The organism is Pseudomonas sp. GW821-FHT02H09 (assembly GCF_059421425.1).
Genome location: NZ_JBWKVA010000008.1, coordinates 183,607 through 206,630, shown reverse-complemented (window position 1 = coordinate 206,630; position 23,024 = coordinate 183,607). Strand labels below are relative to the sequence as shown.

The following is a 23,024-nucleotide window of genomic DNA, read 5'->3' as shown; positions in this document are numbered from 1 at the left end:
GCTGTTTTCCTCGAGTGTCAGTTCCTGGGCTCTGTCATCAGAATATGTAATCGGTGGTCAGAAAGCTCGACTCACGATTACGGATAATGTCGCTGATGAGCTCTTTGTTGCTCTCCTGGAATTTGCTCGCGACCAGGGTGCGGATCGAAAACACCCTGAGCGCGTCGTGAACCGACAGGGTGCCTTCGGCCGAGTTTTTCCGGCCATTGAACGGATAGGTGTCCGGGCCGCGTTGGCACTGGGCGTTGATGTTGATCCGTCCGACCTGATTGGCGAAGGTATCGACCAGGCGTCCGACTTCGGTGGAGTTTTTACCGAAAATACTCAGCTGTTGGCCGAAGTCTGATTCCAGCACGTAATCGATCACGGTTTCCAGATCACGGTAGGGAACGATGGGCACCACCGGGCCGAATTGCTCCTCCTGATACACACGCATCTGGGCGGTGACCGGGTAGAGCACTGCGGGATAGAAGAATGACCCGCGCGATTCACCGCCGTGGGCATTCACCACCTTCGCGCCCTTGTTGACGGCATCCTCCACCAACGAGTGCAGGTAGTCGACCTTGCCCGACTCCGGAAGTGGGGTCAGTGCTACGCCGCTTTCCCAGGGCATGCCCGGTTTGAGGGACTGCAGTTTGCGGTTGAATTTCTCGATGAAGCTGTCGACCACCTGTTCGTGGACGAAGAGGATTTTCAGTGCGGTGCAACGTTGGCCGTTGAACGACAGTGAGCCGGTAACGGCTTCGTTGACGGCGTTGTCCAGGTCGACCTCGGGCAACACGATGCCGGGGTTCTTGGCATCAAGCCCCAGCGCCGCGCGCAAGCGGTGTGGTTTTGGATGCAGCTTTTTCAGGTCACTGGCGGCTTTGTTGGTGCCGATGAAAGCAAAGATATCGACCTTGCCGCTGGCCATCAGCGCGCTGACGGTTTCCCGGCCGCTGCCGTAGATCACATTGATCACACCGGCCGGGAAGCTGTCGCGAAAGGCCTCCAGCAATGGACGAATCAACAGCACACCCAGCTTGGCCGGCTTGAACACGACGGTGTTGCCCATGATCAAGGCAGGAATCAGCGTGGTGAAGGTCTCGTTCAGCGGGTAGTTATAGGGGCCCATGCATAACGCCACGCCCATCGGTACGCGGCGGATCTGGCCGAGGGTGTCCTGTTCGAGCTCGAAACGGCTTGAGCGGCGGTCCAGTTCCTTGAGGGCATTGATGGTGTCGACGATGTAGTCGCAGGTGCGATCGAACTCTTTCTCCGAGTCCTTGAGGTTTTTGCCGATCTCCCACATCAGCAGCTTGACCACTGCTTCACGCTGTTCGCGCATGCGGCCGAGAAAGGCTTCGACATGCTGAATACGTTCGGCGACGCGCATCGTCGGCCAGTTGCCCTGACCTCTGTCGTAGGCGCGGACGGCGGCATCCAGCGCAGTCAATGCGGTGTCGGCATCCAGCAGAGGCGTGCTGCCGAGGATGACTTGTTCATCCGCGTTTTCACTGGCCAGATAGACCGGACTGCGCACCAGTGCGAGTGGGCCGGACCAAATCTTTAATACGCCATCGACGAGGTATTCGCGTTGTTCGATCTGGCCGTTAATGCGGTACTTTTCCGGGATGTCCGCGGCCCTGGGGAACAGGTTGTCGAGAATGTTATCTGTGGTCATGGCGCTACCCCGTATGGATTGGGTGATGCAGATAAGGTGTGTTATCACGGAGCGCGGCCAAAGGGTCAAGTTCTTCAGGCCGCGCGCCAGGATCAGCATAGCTGAATCGTTTTACCTGATCGTGACAAGGGTTGTCATGCCCTATCCGTGCAGATTTGTTCGACTTGCTCAATTGTTTCTCATTGAAACCGCAAGCATATGCCGCTGCGCGGCGGTTAAACTTTGTGCTTTCTAAAGGAGTTCTCATGAGTTACTACCAGCCGGGCATCCTTGCCACCCCAGTACCGTCTCAGGCACGCCATATGTTTTTCGCTCTCGAATCCGTCGATGCATTGCCGACTGCGATCGACCAGTTGAGGCAGCTGGTGGATGGTAAAACGGCGGTGGTCGGTTTCGGTGAATCGCTGGTACAGGCGCTGGGCGGTCGGATCGATGGCTTGCGGGCGTTCCCTGCGTTGGCGGGCGTTGGCGTTGATAACCCTTCGACCCAGCACGCACTCTGGTGCTGGCTGCACGGCGAGGACCGCGGCGAGTTGCTGCATCGCAGCCGCGCCGTTGAAGCTGCATTGGCTCCGGCGTTGCGTTTGGTACAGATGACTGAAGCCTTCCGCTACAAGACCGGGCACGATTTGACCGGTTATGAAGACGGCACCGAAAACCCCCACGACGAAGCGGCCGTGGCGGCAGCGCTGGTGGGCGAGGGCACAGATGGCCTGCACGGCGCCAGCTTTGCCGCGATTCAGCAGTGGCAACACGATCTGGAGGGCTTCGCCGCGCTGCCTGTCCGGGAGCAGGATCACATCATCGGTCGGCGCAAGAGTGACAACGAAGAGCTCGAGGACGCGCCAGAATCCGCCCACGTCAAACGTACTGCTCAGGAAAGCTTCGCCCCTGAAGCCTTTGTCGTGCGCCGCTCCATGCCTTGGGTGGAAGGCGATCGAGCCGGCCTGATGTTCCTGGCATTTGGGTATTCCCTCGACGCCTTCGAAGTACAACTGCGGCGCATGAGCGGTCTGGAAGACGGCATCGTCGATGGCCTCTATCGGATGAGTCGGCCGATGACCGGTGGCTATTACTGGTGCCCGCCGCTCAAGGATGGCCGGCTCGATTTGCGGGCGCTGCGGATCTGCTGAGTGACGCAGTGGGCGTATTTGGCGGGCATGTAGGAGGTAGGAGGTAGGAGCCGAGCTTGCTCGCGATGGCGGCCTTACAGCCGACCTGTCTCTTACAGATGTACACCAATCCATTGTGGGAGCAGCCGGTCGACGCTCGATTGCTCGCGAAGGCGGCCTTACAGCCGGCCTGGCTCTCGCAGGTGTACATATCCATTGCTGCGGTAACGGCCACTTAGGGTTTCGCCCTTACGGCGCCTCACTTTTCCAGACGCCGAAAAGTAAGCAAAAGGCTTCGCCCCAAGCGTCCGGCACCTCGCCTAGGCTCGGTGTTCCTTCGCTCCGGCATTCATCAGGGGGCATCGCCTCCGGTCGGCTTCGCTTCGACCTCCTCTCGATGTGTTCGACTGCGTCGAACGGCGCTGCGCGCCAACCCCCTGATGAACACCTCCACTCAGCCTCCCGAAGGGGCGGGTGGATCAAGATCAAAAGCGGCAGGCGAGCTAACGCTCGGCCTGTTGAGTGGTGGGGCGGTGTATGCCGCTCTACCTTTCTGCCGTTTTTGTAGGAGCCGAGCTTGCTCGCGATGGCGACCTGACAGCCGACCTGGCTCTCGCAGACGTATGCGAATCAAAACTGTGGGAGCCGAGCTTGCTCGCGATGGCGACCTGACAGCCGGCCTGGCTCTCACAGATGTACACCAATCCATTGTGGGAGCAGCCGGTCGACGCTCGATTGCTCGCGATGGCGGCCTGACAGCCGGCCTGGCTCTCGCAGGTGTACATATCCGTTGCTGCGGTAACGGCCACTTAGGGTTTCGCCCTTACGGCGCCTCACTTTTCCAGACGCCGAAAAGTAAGCAAAAGGCTTCGCCCCAAGCGTCCGGCACCTCGCTCAGGCTCGGTGTTCCTTCGCTCCGGCATTCATCAGGGGGCATCGCCTACGGTCGGCTTCGCTTCGACCTCCTCTCGATGTGTTCGACTTCGTCGAACGGCGCTGCGCGCCTACCCCCTGATGAACACCTCCACTCGGCCTGCCGAAGGGGCGGGTAGATCAAGATCAAGATCAAGATCAAAAGCCAAAGCAAAAGCGAGGCGGCCTGCCGGCCGGCCTGTTTGTGTGGGGTACGCGTTCCTGGAGCTGCCGATAGGCTGCGATCTCACTTGCGCCGACGTTGTTGACGACTGGTGGCTCTTGTCAGAAAAATCCGACAGGAGTACAAATGTACTCCATGACGACTTTAACTCCCCGCCGTACTGCCATCCTGACCTTTATCCGCGACCGCATCGCGCAACAAGGTCAGCCACCGAGCCTCGCCGAGATCGCCGAGGCTTTTGGTTTCGCCTCGCGCAGTGTGGCGCGCAAGCATGTGGTGGCCCTCACCGAAGCCGGTTTCATTGAGGTCAACGCCAATCAGGCGCGAGGTATTCGTTTGTTGAATCAGCCACCCAGGCCCGAACTGCTGGATATTCCGGTGCTGGGGCGGGTGGCCGCCGGTGCACCGATCGGTGTCGATGCCCAGGTGCACAGTCGGCTGATGCTGGACCCGGCGATGTTTTCGCGGATTCCGGATTACCTGCTGCGGGTGCAGGGTGATTCGATGATCGAAGACGGCATTCTCGACGGCGATCTGGTGGGCGTACGGCGCAGTGCCGAGGCTGAAAACGGTCAGATCGTGGTGGCGCGGCTCGATGGTGAAGTCACGATCAAACGCTTTGAACGGGTCGCAGGGGGCGTGCGTTTGCTGCCGCGCAACCCGGCCTATGCGCCCATCGTTGTGCACGCCGATCAGGACCTGGCCATCGAAGGGGTGTTCTGTGGGTTGGTGAGGCGAGGATGATGGGTGCCGTCGTTGCTCTGGATACTCTGTTCAATGCTGGCCAGGTCTGGAAAGGCCGGCCCGCCGCGCCACCGGCCAGCCCTCAACCGACAGGCCATTGGGCGCTGGATGCGGCGTTGCCCACGGGTGGCTGGCCAGAAGCGGCCCTGACGGAAATCCTGATTGCCGGGCAGGGCGTCGGTGAGCTGCAACTGGTGTGGCCGACCCTGGCGCGATTATCCGCCGTGGGCGAACGAATTGTCCTGGTGGCGCCGCCCCATGTGCCATATCCGCAGGCCTGGCAGAACGCTGGCGTGGACCTGCGTCAGCTGTCGGTGATTCAGGCCAGTGAGCGCGATGCCCTGTGGGCGGCGGAACAATACCTGCGCTCGGGCAGTTGCGGCGCGGTCCTGTGTTGGCCGCAGAAGGCTGATGACCGTGCCTTGCGCCGCTTGCAGGTGGCGGCCGAAACCGGTCAGACCCTGGCGTTCGCCTATCGCTCGATCAGTGAAGCCATCAATCCTTCGCCAGCCGCCTTGCGTATCGCCATCGATGCCCGGCCCGCGCAACTGCGGGTACTCAAGTGCCGTGGCGGTCTGGCCCGCTCGGCGCCGATCGCCTTTGCGACAGGGCATTGAGGTTGGTATGCGCTGGGTCTGTATTCTTTTCCCGCAGCTTGCTCTGGATGCTGTGCTGCGTCAGCGGCCCGATCCCGATGAACCGCTGGCGCTGTTGACGGGCACTGCGCAGCGCCGGGTGGTGCAAGCGGTGAACGCCTCCGCTCGGGCGCTCGGCCTGCGCCCCGGGCAATCGCTGACCGCCGCTCATGCCTTGACCAAAGCCTTTGCCAGCGCCGAATACGACGTTGCCGATATCGAGCAGTGGCAGCAATTTCTCGCGGCCTGGGCCTACCGCTTCAGCTCCCAGGTCAGCGTGTTTTATCCCCGGTCCTTGTTGTTTGAAATCGAATCGAGTCTGGGCCTGTTCGGACCCTGGCCACAGTTCGAGGCGCGGCTGCGGGCGGAACTCACGGAACTGGGCTTTCGCCATCGCATCGTCGCAGCCCCCAATCCGGCGGCCGCGCGGGTGTTGGCTAACGCTTACGACGGCCTGGCAGTGCCGGACAATGAAACCTTGCGGCGGATCCTGGGGCAGATGCCCATTGATCGCGTCGGGCTGGAGCAGGACGTCGCCACTGCCTTGTCGCGCATGGGCTTGCGGACCTTGAGTCAGGTTCAGGCGCTGCCACGCCATACCCTGGCGCGACGCTTTGAAGCCCAGGTGCTCAAGCACCTCGACACGTTAATGGGAGATCGGCCGCTGGTCCTGGCGTTTTACCAGCCGCCGGACCGCTTTGACGTGCGCATCGAGCTGAATTTCGATGTCCTGTCCCATCAGGCGCTGCTGTTCCCGTTGCGTCGGCTCACCGGCGATCTGTCGGCTTTTCTCTGTGGGCGGGACAGCGGCGTGCAGCGTTTTGATCTGCATCTGGAACATGCCGGGTTGCCGGACACGCAGGTCAAGGTCGGCTTGCTCAGCGCCGAGCGCGACCCGGCGATGCTCTTCGAACTGGCTCGCGGTCGACTGGAACAGGTGCAAGTGGAGTCTGCGGTTCGGGGCTTTCGCCTGGTGGCCCATGACTTGCCCAGGTTCGTCCCGCAACATCGGGAACTGTTCGAGGAGCGCCCGCAGCAATCCTTGCCCTGGGAGCAATTGCGCGAACGCCTGCGTGCGCGGCTGGGCGATGACGCGGTGCAGGGTCTGCGCTGGCAGGCCGATCACCGGCCGGAGCACAGTTGGCAGCCGAATGCCGATAGCCAGACGTGCCCGCCGAGCCTTGGCGTGCAACGTCCGGGCTGGCTGCTCACAGAACCGCTGCAGGTGCACGAAGGCGCGGCGCGGATTCTCATGGGGCCGGAGCGTATCGAGTCCGGCTGGTGGGATGGCGGCGATGTGCGTCGCGACTACTACCTGATCGAAACCTGCTCCGGCCAGCAGGCCTGGGCCTGGCGCACGGTGGGTGAGAGCGGGCCTTTGTGGCTGCAAGGCTGGTTTGCATGAGTGTCGAGTATGCCGAACTGCACTGCCTGTCGAACTTCAGTTTCCAGCGCGGAGCCTCCAGTGCCCGCGAGCTGTTCGAACGGGCCAGGCGTCAGGGTTATCAGGCTTTGGCGATCACCGACGAGTGCACCCTGGCCGGCATCGTCCGCGCCTGGCAAGCCGCTAAAGAGGTGGAGTTGCCGCTGATCATCGGCAGCGAAATGCGCATCGAAAATGGCCCGAAACTGGTGCTCCTGGTGGAGAACCTGGAGGGCTACCAAACGCTTTGCCGACTCATCACCCGAGCCCGGCGTCGTGTGGCAAAGGGGCAGTACCAAGTGCTGCGCGAGGACTTCAACGAACCGTTGCCGGGACTGCTGGCGTTGTGGATGCCCGATACCCTCGAGGTTGGCGGGGAAGGGCGCTGGCTGCGCAAGGTCTTCGGCGACCGATTGTGGCTGGCCGTCGAGTTGCACTGCGGTCAGAACGATGCCCGACGGCTTGCGGGTTTGCTGGATCTGGCCGCTGCCCTGGAAATTCCGGCGGTGGCCAGCGGCGATGTGCATATGCACGCACGCGGGCGCCGCGCCTTGCAGGACACCATGACCGCGATCCGTCATCACGTGCGCGTCGCCGAGGCCGGGCAACGCTTGCACCCCAACGGCGAACGGCACTTGCGCAGCCTTGATGCATTGCAGGCACTCTATCCGCCGCAACTGCTTGAAGAGTCAACGCGCATTGCCCGGCGCTGCACCTTCGAGCTCGGCCAATTGCGCTATCAGTACCCGCGTGAACTGGTGCCTGAAGGGCAGACTCCGAAATCCTGGCTGCGCGAACTGACCGAACGGGGTATGCGCTGGCGCTGGCCTGAAGGCGTGGAAGACAAGGTGCTGGCGCTGATCGAAAAAGAACTGAAGCTGATCAGCGAGATGGGTTACGAGAGTTACTTCCTCACCGTCCACGACATCGTTCGCTTTGCTCGTGATCGCAACATTCTCTGCCAGGGACGCGGTTCGGCGGCCAACTCGGCGGTGTGTTATGCCTTGGGCATCACTGAAATCAATCCCAGCCTGATGAACATGCTGTTCGAGCGTTTCCTCTCCAAAGAGCGCAACGAGCCGCCGGACATCGATGTGGATTTCGAGCATGAACGGCGTGAAGAGGTTTTGCAGTATGTGTTTCAGCGCTATGGCCGGACCCGCGCGGCGCTCACGGCGGTGGTCAGCACCTACCATGGTGCCGGCGCGGTGCGGGATGTGGCCAAGGCCCTCGGTTTGCCACCGGATCAGGTCAATGCGCTGGCCGATTGCTGCGGCCATTGGAGTGATGAACCGCCTTCCGTGGAGCGCCTGCGTGAAGGCGGTTTCGACCCGGACAGCCCGGTGCTGCGCCGGGTGCTGAGCCTGACAGGGCAACTGATCGGCTTCCCCCGGCATCTGTCCCAGCATCCGGGTGGTTTCGTGATTTCCGAGCAACCGCTGGACACTCTGGTGCCGGTAGAAAACGCGGCCATGGCCGAGCGTACGATCATCCAGTGGGACAAGGATGATCTGGACATGGTCGGCCTGCTCAAGGTCGATATTCTCGCCCTCGGCATGCTCAGTGCCATCCGCCGCTGTTTCGACCTGCTGCGCCGTCATCGCGGTCTGGATTTGAGTCTGGCGCAGGTGCCGAAAGAGGACCCGAAAACCTACGAAATGATCGGTCGTGCCGACACCATCGGGGTATTCCAGATCGAGTCCCGGGCGCAGATGTCGATGCTGCCAAGGCTCAAGCCGAAGGAGTTTTACGACCTGGTGATCGAGGTGGCTATCGTGCGGCCCGGCCCGATTCAGGGCGGGATGGTGCATCCGTACTTGCGGCGGCGTAACAAAGAGGAGCCTGCAACCTATCCGTCCGAAAAATTGAAGACAGTCCTGGAGCGCACTCTGGGGGTGCCGCTGTTTCAAGAACAGGTCATGCAGATTGCGATTGTTGCCGCCGATTACAGCCCGGGTGAAGCCGACCAGCTACGTCGCTCCATGGCTGCCTGGAAACGTCACGGCGGTCTGGAGCCGCATCAGGTACGGCTCAAGGAAGGCATGCTGAAAAATGGCTACACCGCCGAGTTCGCCGCGCAGATTTTCGAGCAGATCAAGGGCTTCGGCAGCTATGGTTTTCCCGAGTCCCATGCCGCCAGTTTTGCCTTGCTGACCTATGCCAGTTGCTGGTTGAAATGCCACGAACCGGCGGCCTTTGCCTGTGCGCTGATCAACAGCTGGCCGATGGGTTTCTACAGCCCGGACCAGATTCTTCAGGACGCTCGCAGGCATCATTTGCAGATCCGTGCGGTGGACGTGCGCGCCAGCGATTGGGACTGCAGTCTGGAACCTGTCCACGGTGAGCAGCCGGCGATTCGCATGGGGTTGCGGATGATCCGTGGTTTTCGCGAGGACGATGCCCGGCGCATTGAAGCGGCACGCTTGGCCGGAGAATTTGTCGATATCGCCGATCTGGGTGAACGGGCGCAGCTCGACTCCCGGGCCCAGGAGCAACTGGCCGACGCGGGTGCCTTGCGCGGGCTGGCCGGGGATCGGCATCGGGCGCGCTGGATCGTTGCCGGCGTGCAGAAACAGCTTGGATTGTTCGCCGGTTTGCCGAGTCAGGAGGAACCCGGGGTGTCCTTACCCAAACCGACGGTGGGTGAGGACCTGCAAGCCGACTACGCCAGCGTCGGCACGACCCTGGGCCCGCATCCGCTGGCCTTGCTACGTGACGAACTCAAAGCCCGGCGCTGCCGCAGCTCGCGGGAATTACTCGAGGTCGAGCATGGGCGTAATGTCAGCGTCGCCGGGCTGGTCACCGGCCGGCAAAGACCCGGGACCGCCAGCGGCGTGACGTTCGTCACCCTGGAAGACGAGTTCGGCAACGTCAACGTGGTGGTCTGGCGCGACCTGGCTGAACGTCAGCGGCAGGTATTGGTGGGTTCGCAATTGCTGAAGGTTGACGGCACGCTGGAGACCGAGGGTGAAGTGCGGCATCTGATTGCCGGGCGGTTGAGCGATTTGAGCTCGCTGCTGACGGGGATCAGCGTGCGTAGCCGGGATTTCCGTTGAGCACGGATGATCGTTCCCACGCTCTGCGTGGTAACGCATCCCGTGACGCTCTGCGTCACAGCCGAAGGCGGACGCGGAGCGTCCATGGCGGCATTCCCACGCGGAGCGTGGGAACGATCATCAGGGGATGACCATCCAGATCAAGTTGATCTACTTCGCGCAAACCCTGAACAATCCGGTATTGCTCGACTGATTTCGCAAGCTGATCTCGCGGGCATCGAGAAGGCGATTCTGGATGTCGCTGCGACGCTGAAGTCTGAGTATCACCCGCTCAAGCATCTGATCGAGGTTTGAAGCCGCTGGGTATCTCTCGGTCAAGCCGATCATCAAAGTGCGGCGGACTGACGAACGGGCACCACTGGTCTGATTGACGGTCGACAGAAGGGCATAGGCGAGGCCATGCTGATATCTGGTAATTGCGATAAAACGCGGTTGCCACCGATCAACAAACGGAGGTGTTCCATGCCGGTGAACCATGACCTTTATCAGGATTTGGGCTGCACGAAGGACGTCATTAAAGAAAAGAGCGCCAACGATCCCCATCTCCACTCGTTGCTTGAGAAATACACACGCATCGATGCCGACGTGCAGAAGGCTGAGGCTGCGGCGCTCGCTGATGATCAACTGAAGAAGCTCAAAGAGAAGCGTGTGGACATCAAAAAACAGATATCCAACCAGTTGAAGAATCAATCCTGAATCTGTGAAATCCTGAGCGAGGCTGCGCAGACTCCTGTGCACCCCGCCAGATTGGCTCGATGACCGATGAACAAGTAAATGGAACGGCCATAAATGCTAACGCCTCGAACTATCAGGGACTGATTTTTCAGGCTCCATGGGAGGTGACCATGAGTCATCCAAGATTTCCCAGTGAAGAGCAGGGCGGTTATGACCCGATGCAGAGGTCCCCTCAACCCTTGAGTCCAGGACGTATGACGGTTCATCCAGAGAACGCGCCGGGTACTGATGAACTGCCGGACAACGAAGCACTGCGTTCGCTGGATGAGGACGATGAAGCGGCGAATGATGCGGAGCAGGTGCGTGAAAAAACTGACAACTGAGGTGTCCGACGCTTGAGCGCGTTACCTGACTGACTGGCATTAGCACAAGCCCGGCCCCTGAGTCGGGCTTTTCATATCTGGCTTATTTTGCGTTTGCCCGTTTCTCTACCCACCGCTACTCGGTGATGACGCGGTTGACGGTGTCCAACTGACCGGCTGCACCTTGGTCGGTACCAGCAGCAGGAATGCTGCGATGGCAATCACCAGCAACAGAACAATGTGGCGAATTTTGACTCGACGGGGGGAATGATTCATCAAATGATAACTCCTGTCTGGGCCGGGATAGTCCACTGTGTCATCTCACACATTGCCAGCATGGGCGATCCCGTTGTTAGTGGGCCAGAGGCGGGGGGATTGATTGGGAGCGTTCGGGCTCCCAATACAGGGTGCCGAAAAGATAGTCCGTCAGTGGGAAAACGATATTGAAATTGCATTCCTGCATCAGCTCGGGACGGTGATGCAGCTCATGCAGACGGCGCATCTGGCGAATCCACGGCAGGCGCGCGAGTGGGTTGCTGTGCGGCAGATGCTCGCAGGCGTGGAACACTTCATAGGCCAGATAACCAAGAATCATGCAGCCGGCAAACAGCCCGGCGACGTTGGCATTGAGCTGCTTGAGCAACCACCAGGCGGGCAGGGTAATCACCAGGCTGGGCAACACGATCAGCCAGGCCGGGAACAGAATCACCCGCCAGTCGCGGGCACTGTCATAGGTCATGTAGCCTGGCACGAAAAAACTGTGGTGGTCACCGGTATGCCGCGCATAAAACATTCGCGCAAATGACTTTTTGTGATGCCCCAGATGCCGATGCACGGTGTAGATGCAAACGTTGAAAAACAGCAAGGTCAGGGGTACCGCCAACCATTCCAGCGGCTGCACCCGGTCCAGGGTGTGCCAGAAAAAACCGATGCACAGCAGACCAAAAACCAGCACAAAACCACCGTGCAGCCACGGGTTGTAGAGTGGATGAATGCTGGCGCGATAACGCATGCGCAATGCTTGAGTGGTCTGGCCCACCGCGGTCTCCTGTTTTAAGTGTTATTGAAAGAAGATTAGCCCCAGCCGAATTATCCAGCGAATGGATATTCGGAATGGGTGTTCAAGCGAGGCAACGCAATGATTCAATGCAAACGCACCTACAGCCCCGCAGACACCCACGATGGTTACCGGGTGCTGGCCGAGTGGCTGGAAGACGAAGTTGATCGAGGCGGGGGCTGTAGGAGCTGAGCTTGCTCGCGATGCAGGCAGCGCGGTCTGTCTGTTTCACCGTGGTGATGTCATCGCGAGCAAGCTCGGCTCCTGCAAGGCCGGTATTAACCTGGATATCGGCGTAGATTTCGCCTTAACCCTCATCAAATCAGCGGATCCCAGCGTTGAGACCAGTCACCGTCAGCCTTGACCACTTCTCTGAGCAGCTCGAACGCCAGCTGCAAGGTTGCCGAGTCACGATCCCGTGAGTAGACCAGGTAAGTCGGGTAACTGAATTCCGGTGCCTTGGGCACCCGCTCCAGTACGCCGCTGTCGAGGTAGCTTTGCACCACTCGGGTCCGGAAATAGCCGCAACCGCCATTTTCGAGGATGTACTGCAACGCCAATGGCCCGAGGTTGAAGCTGATGGCGGCTTTTGCATTGTCCGGCAGCGCAGCGTCGTGTTGCCGCCGAAAGTCTTTGCCCCAATCGATATAGACATACGGCTGCGGATTGGCCGCCAACCGAACCTGAATGAGCTTTTCTTCCAGTAACTGCTCGACTTGCAGGCGTGGCCAATATTCGGGTTGATAGACCAGGGCTGCGTCCAGCACTCCCAGCTCAAGCTGGCGCAACAGGTTTTCGCCATCGCGAATTTCCGTGCGCAACGCATGGCTTGGAATCTTTTCGCGCAACTTGCGAGCCCAACTGAGCATCAACGGGTTGCACAGGCTGACCTCACCCCCGATATGCAGCACGTTACGGTAACCGTCAGGCAACGGCAGATCGCGACGGGCCGCTTCCCAGGTCTGCACCAATTGATTGGCATAGACCACAAAGGCTTCGCCATCCGGGGTCAACCGGGCACCGGCGCGATTGCGTACGAACAAAGTGCAGGAGAGCTGACTCTCGAGCTTTTGCACGCGTGCGGTAATGGCGGTCTGAGTGACATGCAGCTTCTCGGCTGCCGAGGCAAGACTTCCGTGGCGAACGATCTCCAGGAAAGTGCGGGCTAGATCGATGTCCATGGGCATCCCGGTATTCAAAAGGCTTTGCAGTGTAGAGCAACAGCCGCCGTTGCCGCACACCAACAGCGCGGTATGTGCTGTAGGAGCAGCCGGTTGACGCTCGATTGCTCGCGATAGCATCACCGCGGTGAAACAGATAGACCGCGCTGCCTGCATCGCGAGCAAGCTCGGCTCCTACAGGATTCCCACGCACTACACTGCAAATCACCCCGAACCCATGGAAGTCCCTATGACGGCAAAGCCGGCAGCGAATATTCTCGAGACGGTTGAAGGTCAACGCCTGGCGGGTGTTGATGCCGATCGCTGGCGTGAGTGGGGGCCGTACTTGAGTGAACGGCAGTGGGGCACGGTACGCGAGGACTACAGTGCCGATGGCGATGCCTGGCGCTACTTCCCCCATGATCATGCCCGCAGTCGTGCCTACCGCTGGGGCGAGGACGGGTTGGCGGGGTTCTCGGACAAGGCGCAGCACTGGTGCCTGGGGTTGGCGTTATGGAACGAACGCGACCCGATTATCAAGGAGCGGTTGTTCGGTCTGAACAACGCCGAGGGCAACCACGGCGAAGATGTCAAAGAACTCTATTTTTACCTCGACGGGGTGCCGAGTCATGCCTATATGCGCATGCTCTACAAATACCCTCAGGCGGCGTTTCCCTATGATGATCTGGTCACCGAAAACGCCCGTCGCGGCCTTGCGGATACCGAGTACGAAGTCCTCGACACCGGGGTCTTCGAGGACGATCGTTATTTCGATATAACGGTTGAGTACGCCAAGCACACGCCGGATGACATTTTCATGCGGGTCACGGTAGAGAACCGTTCCAATCAACCGGCGCGCTTGCGCGTGTTGCCGCAGCTCTGGGCGCGCAATACCTGGAGCTGGGATGCTGATGGGCACAAGCCAGGTCTTGCCCTGAGCGGCGAGCACGTCATCGCGCGGCTCGCACATCGAGCCGACATGCAGGCCACTGCCTGGGGGCAGCCAGGCTGCGAGTGGTTGTTCTGCGACAACGAAACCAACTTTCCGAAACTCAATGGTCTGATGGCAGCTGGACCGTTCAAGGACGGAATCAACGACTACATAGCCAACGGCGCCGGCAGCGCCATTCGACGCGATGCAGGTACGCGGGTGGCGGCGCATTTCACGCTGGAACTCGCGGGACGGGAAAGCAAAAATGTCTTCCTGCGCCTGGCTCCGGCGGGCGCCGAGCGGGTCAATGCCAGAACCTTGTTCGAGCAGCGGCGTGCCGAGGCCGACGAGTATTACGCTGCGCTGCAAGCTGACCTCGACGATGCAGACGCGCGCAATGTTCAGCGCCAGGCACTGGCCGGGTTGTTGTGGTCCAAGCAACTGTATTATTTCGACGTCAATCAATGGCTGGACGGTGATCCCACCCAACCGTCGCCACCCCCGCAGCGTGTCCACATCCGCAACACCCATTGGCGGCATCTCTCCAATTTCGACATCGTCTCCATGCCGGATACCTGGGAATACCCGTGGTATGCCTCATGGGACCTGGGCTTTCAGGCGGTGGCCTTTGCGTTGATTGATCCGGGTTTCGCCAAGCAGCAGTTGCTGCTATTGGTCAAAGACCGCTTCATGCACCCCAACGGCCAATTGCCGGCTTACGAATGGCGCTTCGACGACGCCAATCCACCGGTCCATGCCTGGGCTTGCTGGCGGGTTTATCAGCGCGATAAGGCCCTGACCGGCACCGCTGACATGGACTTCCTCGAGCGGATTTTCCACAAACTGCTGTTGAATTTTTCCTGGTGGGTAAACCGCAAGGATGCCGAGGGCCGTAACTTGTTTCAGGGCGGTTTTCTGGGGCTCGACAACATTGCGCTGTTCGACCGCTCAGCCGCGCTGCCACCGGGCTACCAGCTCGATCAGGCTGACGGTACGGGGTGGGTTGCTGCCTACTCCCTGGACCTGATGCGCATCGCCCTTGAACTGGCCAGGCGCAACGCGGTGTATGTCGACATCGCAGTGAAGTTCTTCGAGCACTTCCTGTACATCGCCGGGGCGATCAACCGCGTTGATAGCACCTCTGAAGGGCTGTGGGATGAACAGGACCGGTTTTTCTACGACGTTCTGCACCGTCCAGACGGCCAGAGCGAACCGCTGCGGTTGCGTTCCATTGTCGGGTTGATGCCGCTGTTTGCGGTGCAGGTACTGGAACAGCATGAGCACGAGGGATTGCCGGGTTTGCGCGAGCGTCTGTTCGCATTCATACGGCATCGCCCGGACCTTGCCAATCTGGTTTCACGCTGGACCGAGCCGGGTGAAGGCAATCGCTTCCTGCTGGCGCTGCTGCGTGGCGAGCGCACCAAAGATTTGCTCAAGCGCATGCTCGAGGAAACCGAATTTCTCTCCGAGTTCGGTATTCGCTCGCTCTCCAAAGCCTTCGCCGACCAACCTTTTGCCATGCAAATGAACAGTAATACGCTGTGCGCCCGCTATGAACCGGCGGAATCCGGCTCGCGGCTGTACGGCGGGAACTCCAATTGGCGCGGGCCGCTGTGGATGCCGATCAATTACATGCTGATCGATTCATTGCGTGAGTTTCATCGTTACTACGACAACAGTTTTTCGGTCGAATACCCCAGTGGGTCGGGCTATTTTGCGTCACTGGCTGAGGTCGCCGACCGCTTGAGTCAGCGTCTGACGAAGCTGTTTCTACTGGACGAAAACGGCTGCCGGCCGTCGATGTCCGGGTATCCGCAATTGCAGGCCGATCCGGCCAGCCGCGATCTGCTGTTGTTCCATGAGTACTTTCATGGCGAGACCGGGCGCGGCTTGGGGGCTTGTCATCAGACCGGGTGGAGCGCGTTGGTGGCATTACTGTTGCAAAAGCAAACCTGAGCCAGGGCGCCCGTGACGGCATTGGTGAGTTGCGTGGGGTGTTGCGGATCAATGCGCCGATGTCGTTCGGTCTGCGGCGGTTGGGGCCGCTGATCCCGGTGTTTCATGAGTTGCACCCGAAAGTCGAACTGCAACTGGTGCTCAGCGATCAGCAGGTCGATCCGGTGCGCGGTGGTTTTGATGTCACGATCCGGATTGCCAGCCTGCCGGACTCGTCTTTATTGACTCGACCTTTGGCTCCGGCCCCGCGGGTGCTGGTGGCCTCACCAGCTTATCTGGCGCGATCGGGTACGCCGCAAACGCCGCAGCAATTGAGTGCACACCAATGTCTGGGTTACTGCTACCTGCAAAGCGGCGTGAGCCTGGCGTTAAGTAGAGGCCAGGAATCTCAGCGTGTGCAAATAAACGGACCGATGAGCGCCAACAACGGCGATCTGCTGGCCCAGGCAGCAGAGGCGGGGATGGGGATTGCCTTGTTGCCGAACTTCATCGTTGACGAGGCGTTGGCCGCAGGCAGGCTGGTGACGGTGCTGGAGGACTGGAGTGCGCCGCCGATCACGATCAATGCGGTGTACCTGAGTGCCCGACATGTGCCGAAAAAGATTCGGACTCTTATCGATTTTCTGGTGGAGCAGTTGAGCGACTCATGAGGCAAAAGTCCGGGCCTTGGATACACGAATCCCGCCATAAAGGCGGGATTCGTTTGCAGCCGGATGTGCTCCCGATGGCCGGGAGCCGTGTGCTCAGGACGGGAACAGTTCGCTCAGCTTCATCGCCAGCATCATGTCGCCTTCGGCGCGCAGTTTGCCGCCCATGAAGGCCTGCATGCCGTCGGTCGAACCGTCGACGATGCCTTCCAGGGTTTCGCCGTCCATCACCAGAGTAACCTGGGCGTCAGGGTTTTCGCCTTCTTTCAGCTCGCAGGTGCTGTCTTTTACGACCAGCGAGAAGTTTTTGGTGTCATCGATGCGAAAACCGAATACCAGGTCCAGGCCCGCAGCGGCGGCTGGGTTGAACTTGGCTTTCATTGCTTGTACGGCGTCAGCTACGGAGGTCATGGTTCGATCCTTTTATGGGTGATTACAACAAGGGTCACAGTTAGCCGGTACTCAGCGGAAGGTGATGAGTTCCGGGGCCTTCAGCAGTTGCAAATGTGCATGACTGTTGAAGGAAGCCAGGGTCACCTCGCGATCACGAAACTTGATCAGGTTGAGCGAGGTGTTGACGATTTGCCAATTCAGTTCAAAGGCCTGCGCGGCAGGCATTCGGGTAATCAGGTGGAGCAGGGCGGTGATAGTACCGCCGGAAGTAAACACGGCGATCTTCTGAGTGTTGTCCGCTTGTTCGAGGATGCGCTGCAAACCTGCCTGGACACGCCCGACAAAACCCAGCCAGCTTTCCAGCCCCGGAGTGTCATAGGCGCCGCTGAGCCAGCGTTCGATGATCAAGGCGAAGATCCGCTGGAACTCTGTACGGTTTTGCGTGGCATTGCGCAGGATATCCAGCGCTTCGGGTTCATCCGGCAGCAGGCCTGGAAGCAGGGTGCGGATGATGGCGTCGGCATCGAACTCGTTGAAGGCCGAGTCGATTTCAAGGGGCGGAACCGGCATGCCGACGGCCCTGAACTGTTCAAGCGCCGAGCTGGCGGTGTGCTGTTGCCGGCGCAAGTCGCCCGACAAACAGCGATCGAAGTTCAGGCCAAGTTCAGCCAGGTGGCTGCCGAGCACTTGCGCCTGGCGTATACCGGTCGGTGACAGCACGTCATAGTCGTCTGCACCGAATGAGGCCTGGCCATGTCGAATCAAGTAGATGCTGCCCACGTCCGCGTCGTCCCGGTGCGTTGTAAGTTTTGCGAGGTTATGAGGATGCCGGTGGGCTGTCAATGAAAAAACATACGCTTGTTTGAAATGTCCGTTGGAGGCCCGTTACAGCAGGTTTCACGGCTGGCCGTAAGGCGGGCGCATGGGTATGCTTGAGGTATCCCGCGCCCGATTGTTCAGCGGCGCACAGTATTAAGGAGTCCCTGTGGAGTTTCTTGCCGAGTACGCAAGTTTTTTGGCTAAAACCGTCACCTTGGTCATCGCTATTCTGGTGGTCCTGGCCAGTTTCGCGGCCCTGCGCAGCAAAGGCCGGCGCAAGGCTGGGGGCCAGTTGCATGTCAACAAACTCAACGATTTTTATAAAGAGCTGCGTGAGCGCCTCGAGCAGGCCTTGCTGAGCAAGGATCAACTCAAGGCCTTGCGCAAATCCCAAGGCAAGCTCGAGAAAAAGCAGAAGAAACAACCGGAGGCCAAGCCACGGGTATTCGTGCTGGATTTCGACGGCGACATCAGAGCCTCCGCCACTGAAAGCTTGCGCCACGAAATCACCGCGCTGTTGGCCCTCGCCACGCCCAAGGATGAAGTGGTGCTGCGCCTTGAGAGTGGTGGCGGCATGGTCCACAGCTACGGTCTGGCTTCTTCGCAACTGGCGCGAATCCGTCAGGCTGGCGTGCCGCTGACCATCTGCATCGACAAGGTCGCAGCCAGCGGCGGCTACATGATGGCCTGCATCGGCGAGAAGATCATCAGCGCGCCGTTCGCCATCCTCGGTTCGATCGGTGTGGTGGCCCAGCTGCCCAACGTCAATCGCCTGCTGAAAAAGCACGATATCGACTTTGAGGTACTGACCGCCGGTGAGTACAAGCGCACCCTGACTGTGTTTGGCGAAAACACCGAGAAGGGCCGGGAGAAATTCCAGGAGGAACTGGACATCACCCATCAACTGTTCAAGAACTTCGTCTCGCGCTACCGCCCGCAACTGGCCATCGACGAAGTGGCGACTGGCGAAGTCTGGCTGGGTGTTGCAGCACTGGACAAACAACTGGTTGACGAACTGAAGACCAGCGACGAATACCTCTCCGAACGCGCCAAGGGCGCCGAGCTGTACCACCTGCACTACGCCGAACGCAAAAGCCTGCAAGAGCGCGTGGGGCTGGCGGCGAGCGGTTCGATCGATCGTGTGTTGTTGAGCTGGTGGAGTCGTTTGACGCAGCAGCGGTTCTGGTAAATCGCTTTGCTGCTTCCCCTGTAGGATTGGACTAATCTGGCAGACACAAAAAAGCCCTGAAACCTGGATGTCCGGTTTCAGGGCTTTTTGTTTTTGCCTGTCGTTTAGCGTCGACGGAACAGCGGCAGCGGTTCGTCGGTGGCGGCCTGATAGGTCACCGAGAAGTCCTTGAGGCTTTCCAGGGCTTCGTACGGGTCTTTGTCTGCGCGCAAGGCGTAGGCATCGAAGCCGCAACGGTGCAGGTAGAACAGCTGGTCACGCAGCACGTCGCCGATGGCCCGCAGTTCACCCTTGTAGCCAAAACGATCACGCAGCAGGCGAGCGTTGGAGTAGTTGCGGCCGTCGGTGAAGGCCGGAAAGTTCAGGGCAATCACCTGGAAGTCTGCGATGTCGTCGCCGATTTCCTCGGCTTCTTCATCCGCGTCCAGCCAGACACCCAGACCGCCGTCACGGGCCTTGAGGGCGTGAGCGTGGTCACGCCACAGGGCCAGCGGGACGATCAGGTCGTCGCAGTTGGAAATGCCGTCGAGGGTCGCGTCCTTGGGCAGCAAGTGCCAGGTTTCGTCGACGACCTCGTTGTTCTTAATTATTCGTTGCATAGACGCGCTCCTTGAAGAGGTCAATGCCGATACGTTGGTAAGTGTCGATGAAGCGCTCGTCTGGAGTACGTTGTTCGACGTACACGTCGATCAACTTCTCGATCACGTCAGGCATTGCATCCTGGGCGAAGGATGGGCCGAGGATCTTGCCCAGGCTGGCATCGCGGCTGGCGCTGCCACCGAGGGAGACCTGGTAGAACTCTTCGCCTTTCTTGTCCACCCCGAGAATGCCGATATGGCCGACGTGGTGGTGACCGCAGGCGTTCATGCAGCCGGAAATGTTCAGGTCCAGCTCACCGATATCGAACAGGTAGTCCAGATCGTCGAAACGACGCTGGATCGATTCGGCGATAGGGATCGACTTGGCGTTGGCCAGGGAGCAGAAGTCACCGCCCGGGCAGCAGATGATGTCGGTCAACAGGCCGATGTTCGGCGTGGCGAAACCGTGCTCGCGCAACTCGCCCCACATGGCAAACAACTGGCTCTGTTCGACGTCGGCGAGAATGATGTTCTGCTCGTGGGAGGTGCGCAGTTGACCGAAGCTGTAGCGGTCGGCCAGATCTGCAATCGCGTCCAGCTGCTTGTCCGTCACATCGCCAGGGGCAACGCCGGTCGGTTTCAGCGACAGGGTCACGGCAACATAACCCGGCTTTTTGTGCGCCAGGGTGTTGCGGGTACGCCAGCGGGCGAAACCTGGATGCTGTTTGTCGAGTTCGGCCAGCTCTTCGGTCTGGTCGACCAGGGCTTTGTAGTCCGGGTCGACGAAGTGCTTGGCGACACGATGCACTTCGGCGTCGGTCAACGTGGTTTGGCCGCCGCGAAGGTGGGCCATTTCCGCGTCGACTTTTTCGGCGAACACTTCAGGTGTCAGTGCCTTGACCAGAATTTTGATCCGGGCCTTGTACTTGTTGTCACGACGGCCGTAGCGGTTGTAAACACGCAAAATGGCGTCGAGGTAGCTCAACAGGTCTTGCCACGGCAGGAACTCATTGATGAAGGCGCCGACCACCGGCGTCCGGCCCAGACCGCCACCCACCAACACCCGGAAGCCCAGCTCGCCAGCGGCGTTGTGCACCGGCTCAAGGCCGATATCGTGGACTTCAATGGCCGCGCGGTCCGAGGTCGAACCGTTGATGGCAATCTTGAACTTGCGCGGCAGGTAGGCGAATTCAGGGTGGAACGTCGTCCACTGGCGAACGATCTCGCACCATGGGCGCGGATCGATCAATTCATCGGCAGCGACACCGGCGAACTGGTCGGTGGTGACGTTGCGCAGGCAGTTACCGCTGGTTTGAATGGCGTGCATCTGCACGGTTGCCAATTCAGCCAGGATATCCGGGATGTCTTCCAGCGCCGGCCAGTTGAACTGCACGTTCTGCCGGGTGCTGATGTGGGCATAGCCCTTGTCATAGTCGCGAGCGATCCTGGCCATCATTCGCGCCTGGCGCGAAGTCAGTTGGCCATAGGGCACGGCAACCCGCAGCATCGGGGCAAAGCGTTGGATATAAAGACCATTTTGCAGGCGCAGGGGGCGGAATTCTTCTTCGCTCAGCTCGCCTGCCAGATAGCGTCGGGTCTGATCACGGAACTGCTTGACGCGGTCCTCGATGATCCGCTGATCGTACTCGTCATATACGTACATAGGTGTCCTGTTCTCAGGCTGCAAATCTGCGCGCACGGCCGCGCACTCCCAACGGAGCCGAGGCACGATACCAGTTTGCAGTTATGCGCAAAAGTGATGTTTGAGTATATGCAAAGAACCAAAACGACTAATGAGATTGAGTATTGTCTTACCCCCATTTGTGGTGCGGGCAATACTGGACTTAACTGTGCTCGAGTCTTTATGCAATCACCGATAAAACCGACAAGAGGCGATGCAATGAGCAACCCAACCAAAGCAAGGAAAAGCGACAGCAGTGTCGACGCGTGGGCGATTTTTTTTCTGATCATCCTGGTGGTATCGACCGCAGTGTTCTGGGTCAGCCATCAATAAGCGACCTGTCCGGGCCCTGAACCGACGATTGTCGGACAAAAACGGCAATGAAGCGAAGTTTGCCAGCATTTTGCCAGCTATAATGCGCGGCTAATTCCCGGGGCTCGGATGACCATGTTGAAGTTCCTCTGTGGTGCGTTGCTGGCGTTTGGCACGGTTTTCGGGCCTGCTGCGCAGGCGGAGTCAGTGTTGTTCCTGAATCCGGGAATCAGCACGGAAACGTTCTGGGTCAGCTATTCGCAATTCATGCAGGCTGCGGCCAAGGATCTTGGCATGGACCTGCAAATTCTCTATGCCGAGCGAGTGCCCGAGACCAATCTCAAGCAGGCTCGTGAAGCCCTTCAAGGGCCCAATCGTCCGGATTATCTGGTGTTCGTCAACGAGCAATATGTCGCTCCGGAAATCCTGCGCCTGTCCCAGAGTAGCGGCGTGAAGCTGTTTATCGTCAATAGTGGCCTGACGCCCGACCAGCTCAAGCTGTTGGGTGAGCACGGCAGCAAGTATCCCGACTGGATTGGCAGCATGGTGAACAATGATGATGACGCCGGTTACCTGATGCTCAAGGAGTTGATCCGTCAGCACGGCCCTGTGGCGTCAGGCCAGACCATCGATCTGTTGGCGTTCTCCGGGATAAAAATCACCCCGGCTGCACAGTTGCGTGAGCAGGGCCTGCGGCGGGCCCTGGCTGAGCATCCTGAAGTGCGATTGCGTCAGTTGGTGTATGGCGAGTGGAGTCGTGAGCGAGCCTATGAACAGGCCAGGCAACTGCTCAAGCGCTATCCGCAGACTGCATTGATATGGTCGGCGAACGACCAAATGGCCATGGGGGCGATGAAGGCGTTGGAGGAGGTGGGAGGCCTGCCTGGGAAAGATGTGTTGTTCAGCGCGGTCAACAGTTCGCCAGAGGTGTTGCAGGCGCGTGTCGATGGTCGTCTGAGTGCACTGGTCGCCGGGCATTTCACCCTCGGTGGCTGGGCCATGGTGCTGTTGCATGACCACGCCCAGGGGATCGATATCGCCCGCCACGGTGGTCGGACCCGACAAGTGCCTTTGCTGCAGCTGATCGACCGGCAGCAGGCGCAGCGTTTATTGGGACTCAAGCAAACCGGGGATTACAAAGTCGACTTTCGCGCACTCTCGGCACAAGGCAAGCCGTCCTCATACCGCTATCCGTTCAGCCTGCAACTATTGATGCGCTGACCAGCGCTTCAAACACCCGCCAAATGCAAGACCAGTTTCACGATACCGAACAGCGTCAGCGCGAAGACCGCCGTGAACAGGATACCCAGTATCACGAAGTGACTGGGTTTGCCGCGAGTGAAATCCCGGGCGCGATTCTTCCCGCTTTGCACGCCGAACGCAGCGGCCATCACACTTTGCAGCATCTGCCAGAAGGTCGGTGGCTTGTTCTTGGCTGGATCGTCCATAAATCCCTCGACACGGGTTGCGTGAAGAGAGCATAGACGTCCAGGGATGGTGTGGCGAGAGAGCTTGCTCCCTCGCCACAGGGTGTG

At 59.7% G+C, this 23,024-nt stretch carries 19 protein-coding genes and 2 pseudogenes; 12 read left to right on the top strand and 9 right to left on the bottom strand.

Going from position 1 to position 23,024, the window contains the following annotated elements; translation table 11 throughout:
- Positions 1–37: 37 nt before the first annotated feature.
- A complete protein-coding gene (locus AC07VR_RS13320; RefSeq protein WP_495011481.1) occupies positions 38–1,663 on the bottom strand; it encodes an NADP-dependent glyceraldehyde-3-phosphate dehydrogenase in 1,626 nt (541 codons plus the stop codon).
- A gap of 245 nt (positions 1,664–1,908) precedes the next feature.
- On the opposite strand from AC07VR_RS13320, the gene AC07VR_RS13315 reads away from it, so the two are divergent.
- The 8 genes and pseudogenes from AC07VR_RS13315 to AC07VR_RS13280 all read left to right on the top strand — a co-directional run bounded on the left by AC07VR_RS13315 (position 1,909) and on the right by AC07VR_RS13280 (position 10,787).
- A complete protein-coding gene (locus AC07VR_RS13315) occupies positions 1,909–2,796 on the top strand; it encodes a Dyp-type peroxidase (protein ID WP_495011480.1) in 888 nt (295 codons plus the stop codon).
- Positions 2,797–3,997: 1,201 nt separating this feature from the next.
- Positions 3,998–4,615: a transcriptional repressor LexA gene (gene lexA / locus AC07VR_RS13310; RefSeq protein ID WP_494993303.1), complete on the top strand. Its 618-nt coding sequence runs from the start codon at positions 3,998–4,000 to the stop codon at positions 4,613–4,615.
- Positions 4,615–5,232 carry a translesion DNA synthesis-associated protein ImuA gene (imuA, locus tag AC07VR_RS13305; protein ID WP_495011479.1) on the top strand — a complete coding sequence of 206 codons (618 nt, stop codon included), beginning with the start codon at positions 4,615–4,617 and terminating at the stop codon, positions 5,230–5,232. Before lexA ends, imuA begins: the two co-directional genes overlap by 1 nt.
- 7 nt (positions 5,233–5,239) lie before the next feature.
- Positions 5,240–6,655, top strand: a complete 1,416-nt coding sequence (locus AC07VR_RS13300; protein WP_495011478.1) for a Y-family DNA polymerase — start codon at positions 5,240–5,242, stop codon at positions 6,653–6,655.
- Positions 6,631–9,729, top strand: coding sequence for an error-prone DNA polymerase (locus tag AC07VR_RS13295; RefSeq protein WP_495011477.1), 3,099 nt, complete (start codon positions 6,631–6,633; stop codon positions 9,727–9,729). Before AC07VR_RS13300 ends, AC07VR_RS13295 begins: the two co-directional genes overlap by 25 nt.
- 207 nt (positions 9,730–9,936) lie before the next feature.
- Positions 9,937–10,023: pseudogene (locus tag AC07VR_RS13290) on the top strand (GntR family transcriptional regulator); the annotation flags it as partial.
- A 168-nt stretch (positions 10,024–10,191) separates the two neighbouring features.
- Positions 10,192–10,425: a hypothetical protein gene (locus AC07VR_RS13285; protein ID WP_494993299.1), complete on the top strand. Its 234-nt coding sequence runs from the start codon at positions 10,192–10,194 to the stop codon at positions 10,423–10,425.
- 59 nt (positions 10,426–10,484) lie between these two features.
- The gene (locus AC07VR_RS13280; RefSeq protein ID WP_494993298.1) at positions 10,485–10,787 is read left to right on the top strand and encodes a hypothetical protein; all 303 of its coding nucleotides are present in this window, start codon (positions 10,485–10,487) and stop codon (positions 10,785–10,787) included.
- A gap of 105 nt (positions 10,788–10,892) precedes the next feature.
- Here the strand turns inward: AC07VR_RS13280 and AC07VR_RS13275 are convergent, their stop codons facing one another.
- From AC07VR_RS13275 to AC07VR_RS13265, 3 genes and pseudogenes are all read right to left on the bottom strand, one after another.
- The gene (locus AC07VR_RS13275; RefSeq protein ID WP_495011476.1) at positions 10,893–11,042 is read right to left on the bottom strand and encodes a hypothetical protein; all 150 of its coding nucleotides are present in this window, start codon (positions 11,040–11,042) and stop codon (positions 10,893–10,895) included.
- Between the two features lie 100 nt (positions 11,043–11,142).
- Positions 11,143–11,805 (bottom strand): annotated as a pseudogene (locus tag AC07VR_RS13270) (sterol desaturase family protein); the annotation flags it as partial.
- A 335-nt stretch (positions 11,806–12,140) separates the two neighbouring features.
- Positions 12,141–13,004, bottom strand: coding sequence for a LysR family transcriptional regulator (locus AC07VR_RS13265; RefSeq protein ID WP_494993296.1), 864 nt, complete (start codon positions 13,002–13,004; stop codon positions 12,141–12,143).
- Between the two features lie 229 nt (positions 13,005–13,233).
- Between AC07VR_RS13265 and AC07VR_RS13260 the strand changes: the two genes are divergently transcribed.
- Together AC07VR_RS13260 and AC07VR_RS13255 are read left to right on the top strand one after the other, a co-directional pair.
- A complete protein-coding gene (locus AC07VR_RS13260; protein ID WP_495011475.1) occupies positions 13,234–15,870 on the top strand; it encodes an MGH1-like glycoside hydrolase domain-containing protein in 2,637 nt (878 codons plus the stop codon).
- A complete protein-coding gene (locus AC07VR_RS13255) occupies positions 15,813–16,520 on the top strand; it encodes a substrate binding domain-containing protein (RefSeq protein WP_495011474.1) in 708 nt (235 codons plus the stop codon). Before AC07VR_RS13260 ends, AC07VR_RS13255 begins: the two co-directional genes overlap by 58 nt.
- Before the next feature lie 93 nt (positions 16,521–16,613).
- On the opposite strand, the gene AC07VR_RS13250 is transcribed toward AC07VR_RS13255, so the two are convergent.
- Both AC07VR_RS13250 and AC07VR_RS13245 read right to left on the bottom strand, forming a co-directional pair.
- On the bottom strand, positions 16,614–16,928 hold the full coding sequence (locus tag AC07VR_RS13250; protein WP_494993293.1) for an SCP2 sterol-binding domain-containing protein: 315 nt from the start codon (positions 16,926–16,928) through the stop codon (positions 16,614–16,616).
- A gap of 51 nt (positions 16,929–16,979) precedes the next feature.
- Entirely contained in the window at positions 16,980–17,690 is a 711-nt protein-coding gene (locus AC07VR_RS13245) for a histidine phosphatase family protein (RefSeq protein ID WP_495011473.1), read from the bottom strand.
- A 205-nt stretch (positions 17,691–17,895) separates the two neighbouring features.
- Here AC07VR_RS13245 and sohB point away from each other — a divergent pair, with 205 nt between their 5' ends.
- The gene (gene sohB, locus AC07VR_RS13240) at positions 17,896–18,918 is read left to right on the top strand and encodes a protease SohB (protein ID WP_494993291.1); all 1,023 of its coding nucleotides are present in this window, start codon (positions 17,896–17,898) and stop codon (positions 18,916–18,918) included.
- Positions 18,919–19,022: 104 nt separating this feature from the next.
- Here the strand turns inward: sohB and AC07VR_RS13235 are convergent, their stop codons facing one another.
- Together AC07VR_RS13235 and AC07VR_RS13230 are read right to left on the bottom strand one after the other, a co-directional pair.
- Positions 19,023–19,517 (bottom strand): DUF934 domain-containing protein, encoded by a 495-nt coding sequence (locus AC07VR_RS13235; protein ID WP_494993290.1) that lies wholly within the window; start codon positions 19,515–19,517, stop codon positions 19,023–19,025.
- Complete coding sequence (locus AC07VR_RS13230; protein ID WP_495011472.1) at positions 19,501–21,159, bottom strand: nitrite/sulfite reductase; 1,659 nt, start codon at positions 21,157–21,159, stop codon at positions 19,501–19,503. The genes AC07VR_RS13235 and AC07VR_RS13230 overlap by 17 nt, the downstream gene beginning before the upstream one ends.
- 465 nt (positions 21,160–21,624) lie before the next feature.
- Here AC07VR_RS13230 and AC07VR_RS13225 point away from each other — a divergent pair, with 465 nt between their 5' ends.
- Positions 21,625–22,710, top strand: a complete 1,086-nt coding sequence (locus AC07VR_RS13225) for an ABC transporter substrate-binding protein (RefSeq protein ID WP_495011534.1) — start codon at positions 21,625–21,627, stop codon at positions 22,708–22,710.
- Between the two features lie 8 nt (positions 22,711–22,718).
- On the opposite strand, the gene AC07VR_RS13220 is transcribed toward AC07VR_RS13225, so the two are convergent.
- A complete protein-coding gene (locus tag AC07VR_RS13220; protein ID WP_495011471.1) occupies positions 22,719–22,937 on the bottom strand; it encodes a DUF2970 domain-containing protein in 219 nt (72 codons plus the stop codon).
- Positions 22,938–23,024 lie beyond the last annotated feature (87 nt).